The sequence below is a fragment of the Streptomyces sp. CNH189 genome (genome assembly GCF_000527195.1).
In genome coordinates, this window is sequence record NZ_AZUS01000011.1 from 207613 (window position 1) to 218877 (window position 11265).

13 protein-coding genes are annotated in these 11265 nt (G+C 71.6%); 8 read left to right on the top strand and 5 right to left on the bottom strand.

What is annotated here, in order from left to right; translation table 11 throughout:
- The first annotated feature begins 16 nt into the window (after nucleotides 1-16).
- The 7 genes from B100_RS0117195 (at nucleotide 17) to B100_RS0117220 (ending at nucleotide 5795) form a co-directional block, all read left to right on the top strand.
- Nucleotides 17-859 carry a glutamate ABC transporter substrate-binding protein gene (locus tag B100_RS0117195; RefSeq protein ID WP_024885671.1) on the top strand — a complete coding sequence of 281 codons (843 nt, stop codon included), beginning with the start codon at nucleotides 17-19 and terminating at the stop codon, nucleotides 857-859.
- A 132-nt stretch (nucleotides 860-991) separates the two neighbouring features.
- Nucleotides 992-1669: an amino acid ABC transporter permease gene (locus B100_RS0117200; RefSeq protein WP_024885672.1), complete on the top strand. Its 678-nt coding sequence runs from the start codon at nucleotides 992-994 to the stop codon at nucleotides 1667-1669.
- Nucleotides 1666-2568 (top strand): amino acid ABC transporter permease, encoded by a 903-nt coding sequence (locus B100_RS0117205; RefSeq protein ID WP_024885673.1) that lies wholly within the window; start codon nucleotides 1666-1668, stop codon nucleotides 2566-2568. The genes B100_RS0117200 and B100_RS0117205 overlap by 4 nt, the downstream gene beginning before the upstream one ends.
- Nucleotides 2569-2861: 293 nt before the next feature.
- On the top strand, nucleotides 2862-4520 hold the full coding sequence (locus B100_RS0117210; RefSeq protein WP_024885674.1) for an FAD-dependent monooxygenase: 1659 nt from the start codon (nucleotides 2862-2864) through the stop codon (nucleotides 4518-4520).
- A 122-nt stretch (nucleotides 4521-4642) separates the two neighbouring features.
- The gene (locus tag B100_RS37625) at nucleotides 4643-4750 is read left to right on the top strand and encodes a putative leader peptide (RefSeq protein WP_486585654.1); all 108 of its coding nucleotides are present in this window, start codon (nucleotides 4643-4645) and stop codon (nucleotides 4748-4750) included.
- A 95-nt stretch (nucleotides 4751-4845) separates the two neighbouring features.
- Nucleotides 4846-5373: a cysteine dioxygenase gene (locus tag B100_RS0117215; RefSeq protein ID WP_024885675.1), complete on the top strand. Its 528-nt coding sequence runs from the start codon at nucleotides 4846-4848 to the stop codon at nucleotides 5371-5373.
- Nucleotides 5370-5795, top strand: coding sequence for a rhodanese-like domain-containing protein (locus B100_RS0117220; protein WP_024885676.1), 426 nt, complete (start codon nucleotides 5370-5372; stop codon nucleotides 5793-5795). Before B100_RS0117215 ends, B100_RS0117220 begins: the two co-directional genes overlap by 4 nt.
- 79 nt (nucleotides 5796-5874) lie before the next feature.
- Here B100_RS0117220 and recX read toward each other — a convergent pair whose 3' ends face one another.
- The 5 genes from recX to B100_RS0117245 form a co-directional block, all read right to left on the bottom strand.
- Nucleotides 5875-6693: a recombination regulator RecX gene (recX, locus tag B100_RS0117225; protein ID WP_024885677.1), complete on the bottom strand. Its 819-nt coding sequence runs from the start codon at nucleotides 6691-6693 to the stop codon at nucleotides 5875-5877.
- 3 nt (nucleotides 6694-6696) lie between these two features.
- The gene (recA, locus tag B100_RS0117230) at nucleotides 6697-7818 is read right to left on the bottom strand and encodes a recombinase RecA (protein WP_024885678.1); all 1122 of its coding nucleotides are present in this window, start codon (nucleotides 7816-7818) and stop codon (nucleotides 6697-6699) included.
- Between the two features lie 211 nt (nucleotides 7819-8029).
- Nucleotides 8030-8434 carry a pyridoxamine 5'-phosphate oxidase family protein gene (locus tag B100_RS0117235; RefSeq protein WP_024885679.1) on the bottom strand — a complete coding sequence of 135 codons (405 nt, stop codon included), beginning with the start codon at nucleotides 8432-8434 and terminating at the stop codon, nucleotides 8030-8032.
- Between the two features lie 106 nt (nucleotides 8435-8540).
- The gene (locus B100_RS0117240; protein ID WP_106967027.1) at nucleotides 8541-9899 is read right to left on the bottom strand and encodes an AI-2E family transporter; all 1359 of its coding nucleotides are present in this window, start codon (nucleotides 9897-9899) and stop codon (nucleotides 8541-8543) included.
- Nucleotides 9900-9958: 59 nt separating this feature from the next.
- Complete coding sequence (locus B100_RS0117245) at nucleotides 9959-10153, bottom strand: DUF3046 domain-containing protein (RefSeq protein ID WP_024885681.1); 195 nt, start codon at nucleotides 10151-10153, stop codon at nucleotides 9959-9961.
- An 80-nt stretch (nucleotides 10154-10233) separates the two neighbouring features.
- Between B100_RS0117245 and B100_RS0117250 the strand changes: the two genes are divergently transcribed.
- On the top strand, nucleotides 10234-11208 hold the full coding sequence (locus B100_RS0117250) for a hypothetical protein (RefSeq protein ID WP_024885682.1): 975 nt from the start codon (nucleotides 10234-10236) through the stop codon (nucleotides 11206-11208).
- The last annotated feature ends 57 nt before the right edge of the window (nucleotides 11209-11265 follow it).

Consider the following 11265-nt stretch of genomic DNA (forward strand, 5'->3'; position numbering starts at 1 on the left):
TCAAAGGATGTGCACCATGAAGCTCCGCAAGGTCACCGCCGCCTCGGCCGCCGTACTCGCCCTCGCCCTGTCCGCCACCGCGTGCGGCGGCGACGGCGGCGACGACAACGGGTCGTCCGGCGGCGGTGGCGGCAAGATCAAGGTCGGCATCAAGTACGACCAGCCCGGTCTCGGTCTGAAGGAGCCCGACGGTTCCTTCTCCGGCTTCGACGTGGACGTGGCGACCTATGTCGCCAAGGAGCTCGGCTACGAGCCGGACCAGATCGAGTGGGTCGAGACCAAGAGCGCCGAGCGTGAGAACGCCCTGTCCCGCGGCGACGTCAAGTTCATCACGGCGACCTACTCCATCACCGACGAGCGCAAGCAGAAGGTCGACTTCGCCGGCCCGTACCTGCTGGCCCATCAGGACCTGCTGGTCAAGAAGGACTCGGACATCTCCGAGGCCACCGACCTGAACGACAAGAAGCTCTGCTCGGTGACCGGCTCGACCTCGGCGCAGAACGTGAAGAACGACTTCGCGCCGAAGGCCCAGCTGAGCCAGCGCGGTGGTTACTCCGAGTGCCTCTCCGCCCTGCAGAGCGGTGCCGTGGACGCCCTGACCACCGACGACTCGATCCTCGCGGGTTACGCCTCGCAGGAGCAGTACAAGGGCCAGTTCAAGCTCGCGGGTCTCAAGCTGAGCAACGAGAACTACGGCATCGGCGTCAAGAAGGGCGACTCCGCCACCCTCGACAAGATCAACGCCGCGCTGGAGAAGATGGTCAGCGACGGTTCGTGGGACAAGGCCGTCAAGGAGAACTTCGGCCCGGCGGAGTACAAGAACGAGCCCGCCCCGAAGATCGGCCAGATCGCCCAGTAACGCGGAACTCCGCCGACGCAGGGTCCCCGGGGCCTACCCGGGGACCCCCAGACGCGCCGCCGCCCACGGTCCGCCCGGCGGCGGCGCGTCACGTCCGCCACCTACGTCACACACCCGGAAGCGCGGGAGATCGTGTTCGACTTTCTTTCAAACTATGACGACCCGTCCCTGTTGGGTGCCTTCTGGGTGACGGTGCAGCTCACCGTCTTCTCGGCCGTCGGGTCCCTGGTCTGGGGCACCCTCCTGGCGGCCATGCGGGTCAGCCCGGTGCCGCTCATGCGTGGTTTCGGCACCGCCTACGTGAACATCGTCCGGAACATTCCGCTGACGGTCATCATCGTCTTCACGTCGCTGGGTCTGGCCGACATCTTCGGCGTGACGATGGGCGCCCCGGACGACTTCGAGCTCAAGTACTTCCGGCTCGCCGTGCTCGGTCTGGTCGCGTACACGGCGGCGTTCGTCTGCGAGGCGCTGCGGTCCGGGATCAACACGGTGCCCGTCGGCCAGGCCGAGGCGGCACGCGCACTGGGGCTGAGCTTCCGTCAGGTCCTCGGACTCGTGGTGCTGCCGCAGGCGTTCCGGTCGGTGATCGGTCCGCTCGCGAACGTGCTCATCGCGCTGACGAAGAACACGACCGTCGCCGCCACCATCGGTGTGGCCGAGGCCGCACTGCTCATGAAGGAAATGATCGAGAACGAGGCTCAGACGCTGCTCATCGGCGCGGTCTTCGCCTTCGGGTTCGTAGTTCTTACTCTGCCCACCGGCCTGTTCCTGAACTGGCTGAGCAAGCGCCTGGCGGTGAAGCGATGACCTCTGTCCTGTACGACGCCCCCGGCCCGAAGGCCAAGCGGCGCAATGTGATCTTCTCGGTGGTCTTCTTCGCCGGGCTCGCCGCGCTGCTGTGGTGGGTCTGGCAGGTGATGGACGAGAAGAACCAGCTGCAGTGGTCGCTGTGGAAGCCCTTCATCACGTCCAACGCCTGGACGACGTATCTGCTGCCGGGCCTGGCCAACACCCTCAAGGCGGCCGCGCTCGCCATGGTCATCGCCCTCCCGTTGGGCGCCGTCCTGGGTATCGCGCGGCTGTCGGACCACCGCTGGGTGCGCGTGCCCGCCGGTGTGGTGGTGGAGTTCTTCCGCGCCATCCCGGTGCTGCTGCTGATGCTGTTCGCCAACGAGCTCTTCGCCCGGTCTTCGGGCATCAGCAGCGCGGACCGGCCCCTGTACGCGGTCGTCACCGGCCTGGTGCTCTACAACGCCTCGGTGCTCGCCGAGATCGTCCGCGCCGGCATCCTGTCCCTCCCCAAGGGACAGTCCGAGGCCGCCATGGCGATCGGCCTGCGCAAGAGCCAGACGATGTCCACCATCCTGCTGCCGCAGGCGGTCACGGCGATGCTGCCCGCGATCGTCAGCCAGCTGGTCGTCATCGTGAAGGACACCGCACTCGGCGGCGTGATGCTCGGCTTCACCGAGCTGCTGAACACGCGCGCCACGCTCGCGGCCAACTACGCCAACGTCATCCCCAGCTTCATCGTCGTGGCGATCGTCTTCATCGTCCTCAACTTCATCCTCACCTCCTTCGCCTCCTGGCTGGAGAAGCGACTGCGCCGCAGCAAGCGCAGCACGGGTGCGGTGCTGGGCGCCGGCGACGTCGCCGACCTCAACGCGGGAGAGGTAGGCGGCAGCTACGGGACCGGCGCCAGAGCGTGACACTCCTCTGACGCCCGGCACGACTGTGGCCCGCCGAGATTCGGCGGGCCACAGTCATGTCCGGTGCGAGGCCACGCCCGCGGGACGCGCGAGCCTCACACGTCGGACTCCTGTGACGAACAGTCATCCACCGGGACGACCCGCGCCCGCATTTCATGATCGCCACTGCCCGTCGGTCACTTGACGCAAGCACCGGCAATGGGTTGCATACGTTCTGTGATCGTGCACCCTGCTCCATCTTCCTTTTCCGCCACGTCCTCCAGGACGTCACTCCGGGCAGGGGGCGCCGCGCCGTGGATCCGGTGATCATCGTCGGAGCGGGGCCCGTCGGGCTCACGCTGGCGCTGGCGCTGGCGCGTCAGGAAGTACCGTGCGTGGTCCTCGACGAGGGGCCGGGCAAGGACGAACCCCGCCCCGCGCGCACCGTCGTCCTGCGCGAGGACACCGCCGCGCTCATGGAGCGGCTGACCGGCGTTCCCCTTGCGCACGCGGGCTTCCGTTGGGCCGGATGGCGGTCGATGCGGCGCAAGCAGGTGACGTCCGAGGTCGCCTTCGAGGACGCGGGCGCCGCTCCCCTGCACATCGCCCAGCACATCCTGACCGGGGCGCTGCGCGCCGCCCTGGACGGCGAACGGCTCGTCAGGATCGCCGTGGACAGCCGGCTGGACACCATGGAGCAGGAACGCTCCGGCGTCACCGCCCACACGCGGGGCGCCACCGGCACCTGGTGGCGCGGCAGCTACCTGGTCGGCTGCGACGGGCCGCGCTCCACCGTGCGCAAGCTCCAGGACATCCGCTTCCCGGGCCGCACCGCGGTGGAACGTCACGCCGTCGCCGCCCTGCGCACCGAACTGCCCTGGCAGGACCAGGCGCTGCTGCACCGTGCGCCGCCCTGGCGCACGTCCGGCCGGTCCGCCGGGGAGATCACCGCCCGCCCGCTGCCGGACGGGGTCTGGCGGCTGGACTGGCTGCTCCCGCCGGGCAAGGACCTGGTCACCCCCGAGATGCTGCTGGCCCGCATCAGGGAGACCCTGGCCGGCTGGAACGGCGGCTCGACCCCGCCGTACGAGCTGCTGGACACCGGGGTGCACACCGTCCACCACCGCCTCGCCCGGCGCTGGCGGGCCGACCGCGTCTTCCTCGCCGGGGACGCGGCGCACCTGCTCGGCGCGCTGGGCACGCACGGGCTCGACGAGGGGCTGCGCGACGCCGACAACCTCGCCTGGAAACTGGCGCTGGCCTGGCACCACGGCCCGCACGAGGCACTGCTCGACAGCTACCAGACCGAGCGTCGCGCGATCGTCGCCTCCCGGCTGCGCGCCGCCGACCAGGCGCTGCCGCTGCTGCGCGGCGGCGGCGGACTGCGCACCTACGTCCCCGGCTCCTCGCGCAGCCACGACACGCTCCTGATGGACGGTCACCTCGGCCGGGGCGCCCTGGGCGCGCCGGGTTCGTATGCGAACTCGCCCCTCGCGCCCGGCCGTCTGGAGGGCGAGGCGCCGGTCGCCACGGCGCCCGGCGCGACGGTGGCCGACGTCAGGGTCACCGCCGAGGACGGGACCTTCGTCCCCCTGCGGGACCGGCTCGGGCGGGGCGCCCTGCTGGTGGTGCTGATCGCGCCGGGCACCGGGGTGTGGGAGCGCCGGCACTGGGTGTCCGCCGGGATCATGCCCCGGCTGGCGGCGGCCGTCTCCGCGCTGCCGCGCCGCGCGGAACTGCTGGTCGCCGAGAGCTATCCGGGGGCGGCCGCCCACACCGTGCTGCTCGTACGCCCCGACGGCCACCTCGTCACCGCGCTGAACGGGGTACGCCCGGCGGACATGTACGCGGCTGCCGAAGCGGCGCTCGGCGGCCAGGCCACCACGGAGCCGGACACCAAGGAGGCCAAGGGCGCCGAAGGCACCAGGGGGACCAAGGGCGCCAGGGAGGACGCGGGCGCGGGGACGCGCTGAGCGAAGGGCCGGCCGAGCACCGGGGTGCGCCGAGCGCGCCTTCAGCCGTACCCGCGCGCCCGCCCGCGTGGTCCCGCCACGCCGTCGTCCACATCGTGGCGAGGAGTTGAACCAGGTCTCGGATGCGTGGTGTACTCCCGCTCGTGACCGACACCTGCGTGCACCTGTGGCGGAGGGTCCATATGGACCTCCTCCGCTATGCGGGCTGTGTGTGTCGCCCGTCCTGCTGATTCGCGTTCCCCCCTCTTTCCGCGCGCCGCCCCGACCGTCCGTCCGGACGCCGTCGCCGCGCGCCTTCCGCGACTTCACCTCCAGGACGGTGCACATGTCTGTCTCCTCCCCTGCCCCGGCTCCCGTCTCCGCGCCGACGCAGGCCGACCTCCTCGCCTTCGTACGGCGTACCGTCGCCGACGCCGAGCTGATCGCCTCCCTTCCGCTTGACCCCGAGGGACGCACCTGGATGCGGCTCGACGGGCCGGGCGGCAGCGAGGCCTGGCTGATCGGCTGGCCGCCCGGCACCGGCACGGGCTGGCACGACCACGCCGACTCGGTCGGCGCGTTCATGACGGCGTCGGGCGAGCTGAAGGAGAACTCCCTCGCCGTGCGGCTGCCCACCGACGGCTGGACGACCCTCGAACTCACCGACGGCGTGGACCGGGAGCGGCGACTCGCGTCCGGACAGGGCCGCGCCTTCGGCCGGCATCACGTGCACGAGGTGCTGAACGAGTCGGCGGACCACCACGCGATCTCCGTGCACGCCTACTACCCGCCGCTGCCGCGGATCCGCCGCTACAGTCGCAGCGGGCCGGTGCTGCGTCTGGAGCAGGTCGAGCGCCCCGAGGACTGGCAGTGAGCGCGACGGCCCCCGGGCGGGACGCCGACGGGACGGCCGGGATCGACGAACTGCTGGAGCGGGTGCGCTCCGGCTACGTCCGGATCGAGGCCCAGGAGGCGTACCGGGCCGCCCGGTCGGGTGACGCGGTGCTCGTGGACATCCGGTACGCGGCCCTGCGGGAGCGGGACGGGCTGATCCCCGGCGCGCTGGTCGTCGAGCGCAACGAACTGGAGTGGCGTCTGGACCCGCGCGGCAGCCACCGCCTCCCCGAGGCCACGAGCCACGACCTGCGCGTCGTCGTGGTCTGCGACGAGGGCTACGCCTCCAGTCTGGCGGCGGAGTCCCTCCACCGGCTGGGGCTGTACCGGGCCACCGATCTGATGGGTGGCTTCCAGGCATGGCGGGCGGCGGGTCTGCCGGTGGTGCCGGCGGCGGAGTAGGCGTCGGCGGACCACCTGGCTTGCGGGCGCGCGCGTGCGAGCGCGGTGTCCGCCTCGCGTACGAGCCGTGGCCGCGGGCTCAGTACCCCTCGTCGCCGAGGAACTCGGTGTCCTCGCCCTCTTCCTCCAGTGCCTGGCGGACCACGCGCAGGGCGAGACCCTGCGGGTAGCCCTTACGGGCGAGCATCCCGGCGAGGCGGCGTATCCGCTTGTCGCGGTCGAGTCCGCGGGTGGTGCGCAGCTTGCGGGCGACCAGTTCGCGGGCGGTCTCCTCCTCCTGGTCGGAGTCGAGCCGGGAGACGGCCTCGTCGATCAGCGTGGGGTCCACGCCCTTGGTGCGCAGCTCCTGCGCGAGCGCGCGGCGGGCCAGCCCGCGGCCGTGGTGCCGGGAGTCCACCCAGGCGTCTGCGAAGGCGCTGTCGTTGATCAGTCCGACCTCCTCGAACCGGGACAGCACCTCCTCGGCGGCCTCGTCCGGGATCTCCCGCTTGCGGAGGGCGTCGGCGAGCTGTTTCCGGGTGCGCGGGGTCCCGGTGAGCAGCCGCAGGCAGATCGCCCGCGCCCGCTCCACCGGGTCCCCCGGAGACTCCTCCCGCTCAGCCCTCGACGAGGTGGAGTCGCCCCCGTCCGCCGCGGCCGCCTCGCCGAAGGAGCGACGTCGGCGCCCGCGCCCGCCGTGCGGCCCGCCGTCACGCGAGCCACCCGTCCGTGCCGTACGACCGCCGCGCCGCCGGCCGCCGTCGCCGCCCGGGTACGGGAGGCCGCCGGGGTCGGTGCCCTCGTCGTACGCCGTGCTTCCGCTCCCGGCCGGGTCGTCGCCGTCGCCCGCGGCGCCCCTCCCCCGTGGGGCACCGGGGGCGTCGTACTCGTACTCGGCCCAGTCGGTTCGTCGGGTCACGGGTCAGCTCTTGGCCGCCGCGGCCTTGGCCTTGGAGCCCTTGGCCGCCGAGGCCGGTACCGCGGCGGCCGGCTCGGCGGGAGCGGTGCCCGCGGCGTCCGTGGCCGCTTCGGTGGCGGACTCCTCGGGCCGCACGCCGACGCCCAGCTTCGTCAGGATCTTCTTCTCGATCTCGTTGGCGAGGTCGGGGTTGTCCTTCAGGAAGTTGCGGGCGTTCTCCTTGCCCTGGCCAAGCTGGTCGCCCTCGTACGTGTACCAGGCGCCGGCCTTGCGGACGAAGCCGTGCTCCACACCCATGTCGATCAGACCGCCCTCGCGGCTGATGCCCTGGCCGTAGAGGATGTCGAACTCGGCCTGCTTGAAGGGCGGCGCGACCTTGTTCTTGACGACCTTGCAGCGGGTGCGGTTGCCGACCGCCTCGGTGCCGTCCTTCAGGGTCTCGATGCGGCGGATGTCGATGCGCACGGAGGCGTAGAACTTCAGCGCGCGGCCACCGGTCGTGGTCTCCGGCGAGCCGAACATCACGCCGATCTTCTCGCGGAGCTGGTTGATGAAGATGGCCGTGGTCTTGGACTGGTTGAGCGCGCTGGTGATCTTCCGCAGGGCCTGGCTCATCAGACGGGCCTGGAGACCGACGTGGCTGTCACCCATCTCGCCCTCGATCTCCGCACGCGGGACGAGCGCGGCGACGGAGTCGATGACGATGAGGTCGAGGGCGCCGGAGCGGACCAGCATGTCCACGATCTCCAGAGCCTGCTCGCCGTTGTCCGGCTGGGACAGGATCAGGTTGTCGATGTCGACGCCGAGCTTCTTCGCGTACTCGGGGTCGAGGGCGTGCTCCGCGTCCACGAAGGCGACCTGGCCGCCGGCCCTCTGCGCGTTCGCCACCGCGTGCAGGGTCAGGGTCGTCTTACCGGAGGACTCCGGTCCGTAAATCTCCACCACGCGGCCGCGCGGCAGGCCGCCGACGCCGAGGGCGACGTCGAGCGCGGTCGACCCGGTCGGGATGACCTCGATGGGCTCGTTCGTCCGGTCACCCATGCGCATGACCGCGCCCTTGCCGAATTGCCGTTCAATTTGTGCGAGCGCGGCGTCGAGCGCCTTCTCGCGGTCGGTTCCTGCCATGGGTTCCACCCGATTTGCTTGAGTCGATCGCTTCACGTCAAAGACGCTAACGCCTGCCACTGACAACGCGCCCCGACGCACGTCCGGCCTGTGGATAACCCGGGCACTTACCCGCATGAACCAGGGCAGAACGCCCGGTGTTGAGCCTCACCGGCGCTTCCATAAGAATGGATGTTCGATTTTTGTGTCAAGCCGCACCGCCGGCCCCACGTCACTGAGCCGTGCCGGCCAGCAGCCACCGCCGCACCCGCACCTCCAGCAGCACGCGAGCACTGCCGGGGCTCGTGGGCGCGGTCACGTCCCACCGGTACTTCTCCCTGAACGCGGCCACGATCTCGCGGGGGAACGCGTCGAGGATCAGCGTCGCTTCCCCTTCCGCGACGACCGGGGACCGTCCGTCCTCCAGGGCCAGGGACACACGCGGCTCCGCCCGGATGTTCCTGACCTTGACGGCCCTCTCGTCGGCGCCGATCCACCACCGGGAACGGCCGTAGACGAACCAGACGGGTGTGACGTGGGCCGAGCCGTCGGGACGCACGGTGCACAGCCAGACGTTCCGCTCCTCGTTCAGACGGGTGCGGACGGCCGGACCGGGCTCGTTCACAAGATCGCTCACCACGCCATCGGACCATGCGGAACGACGCGGCCGCATCGGGCAGCGCCTCGAACCATCGGCCTAGGACCCTGGCCCCCTGCCCCCAGATCCTTGGGAACTCAGCCCGTCACGCCCCGGCCGTCCCGCCGTCCCCCGCACCGGTCGTACCGGTCGCGCCGGTCATCCCGGAACCGGTCGTATCGGAACCGGTCGTATCGGCACCGGTCGTATCGGCACCGGTCGTATCGGAACCGGTCGGTTCCGGGCTCCGCTGCGCCCACAGACCACGGACACGGCGGCCGAGGGCGCCCGTCCCGCCGGGGCCCCGGTGGCCGAGCACCCGTGGGTCGTCGGTGACGTCGTACCGCTTCACGTACGCGCCGAGGAACGCCTGCAGCGTGGCGACGGCGGGGATGGCGATCAGCGCGCCGACGGCGCCGAGCAGCGCGGTGCCCGCGACGACGGACCCGAAGGCGACCGCCGGGTGGATGTCGACGGTCCGGGCCGTCAGCTTCGGCTGCAGGACGTAGTTCTCGAACTGCTGGTAGACCACCACGAAGACCAGCACCCACACCGCGTACCAGGGCGCGACCGTGAAGGCGATCAGCATGGGCAGCGCGCCCGCCAGGTACGTGCCGATGGTCGGGATGAACTGCGAGACCAGCCCCACCCACACGGCCAGCACCGGCGCGTAGGGCACGTCGAGGAACTCGAGCAGGACGTAGTGCGCGAGGCCCGAGGCGAGGGCCATCAGGCCGCGCGAGTAGAGGTAACCGCCCGTCTTGTTCACGGCGATCTCCCACGCCCGCAGCACCTCGGCCTGCCGGGCGGGCGGCAGGACGGAGCAGATGGTGCGCCGCAGCCGCGGGCCGTCGGCGGCGAAGTAGAACGAGAACAGGCCGATGGTCAGCAGCCGGAAGAGCCCGCCGAGCACCTGGGTGGACACGTCCAGCACCCCGGTGGCGCTGTTCTGCACGTAGTTGCGCAGCCAGTCGGACCGCAGCAGGCCCTCCTGGATGTCGACCCGCCGCAGTTCGGTGTGGAAGTGCGCGTTGATCCAGTTGATCACCGAGTCGAGGTACTCGGGGAAGTCCTCGACGATCTTGATGATCTGCTCCGCGAGCATGGATCCGAGGAGCGTGACGAAACCCGCCCCGACGACCAGGACGCCCATAAAGACGACGAAGGTGCCCATGCCCCGCCGCATCCCGCGCGCGGCCATCCAGCTCACCGCCGGTTCCACGGCGAGCGCCAGGAAGAACGCGATGAGGACGTTGATCAGCAGGCCGGTGAGCTGGTGGAAGGCCCAGCTGCCCAGCTGGAACACGGCGACCAGGGCGAGCGCGAGCACCATGGCGCGCGGCAGCCACCGCGGCATCCGGGCGCCCGGCGCGGGCGGGGGGTCCACCGGTGGTCCGGCGGGCGGGGGCGCGCCGGGCATGGTCGTGTGCCGGCCCGCGGGCCCGGTCTCGTCGGTGGATGCCACGGCCCAAGTCTCGCCCACGCCCACGTCGGCTGTCCGCCCCCGGGTGGTCTCTGTGACGATCAGCGCAGTTCTCGGGGGACGTCCATCACCGTGCAGACCACCTGCCAGATGTCCTTGGCGTCCCAGCCGGCCGCCAGCGCCTCGTGGATGGTGCGTCCGCCGAGTTCGGACATGACATGGTCGCGCGCGAAGGTGTCGGCGTAACCCGCACCGAAGTACTCCGCCATGCGCTCCCAGAAAACCGTCAACCGCATGCCCCCCAGTATCCCGCCTGCGAGGGTGGCACCGGGCCACGGGGCCTGCGGGGCCCTGCCGTACCCCTACGGTCGGTGCCATGGCCGACATCGCAGCCGCCCCGATCGCCCTGACGTCCCCGCCGCTCGGCGCGCTCGCGCGGGCGGAGCGCTTCGTCTGGCGCACCGCGCGCGTACTGGAGCAGCGCCTGTTCGCCCATCACTTCCGCGAGGGGGCCGCCGCCCCGGTGGAGACGGCACTGGAGGCGTACCGCAACGACGACGGCGGTTTCGGTCACGCGCTGGAGCCGGGGCTGCGCGGGCCGGCCAGCCTCCCCGAACACACCGCACGCGCGCTGCGCGTCCTGGACGCCGTGGGTCGGTGCGACGCCCGTCGCGCGGAGGACGTGTGCCGGTATCTGACGTCCGTCTCGACTGCGGAGGGCGCGCTTCCGGCCGTGTGTCCCGTCGGGAACGGTCGTGGGCCGGCCGGGGTGCCGGACGCGCCCGGTTCGCTGTCGACCACCGGGCCGGTGGTGGGGCTGCTGCACCGCAACGAGGTGTGGCACGCGTGGTTGTTCCGCGCGACCCACTTCTGCTGGCAGGCCGTGGAATCGCTGGAGACGGCACGCCCCGACGAGGTCGAAGCCGCCGTTGCGTTCCTGGACCACGTGCCGGACCGCGTCCGCGCGGAGGCCGCCGCCGAACGGCTGGGCCGTCTCGTACGCGGGGAAGGGCCGGTGGTGCTCGACCCGGACGACCTCGACGCGGACCCGTCGGCCTCCGCCCTCGACGCCGGCGCGCGCCACCCGTCGGCCGCCGACCCCGGCGTGCCGCGCCTCCCGCACGACTACGCGCGGACGCCGGATTCGCTCGCGCGCGCGTGGTTCACCGACGCGGAGACGACTCGCTCCCTCGACGTCCTCGCGGCCGGCCAGCGGGAGGACGGCGGCTGGCCCGTCCGCCGCCCCGCGCACACCCCGGAGCACACCCCGCTCGCCCTCCTGGAGGCACGCCCCATGGCGACGATCGAGGCGCTGCGCACCCTTGCCGCGTACGGCCGCCCGATCACCTGAGGTCACCTGAGGCGCACGGCTCCCGCCCGACAACGACAACCCTCCACCGCGGCACCC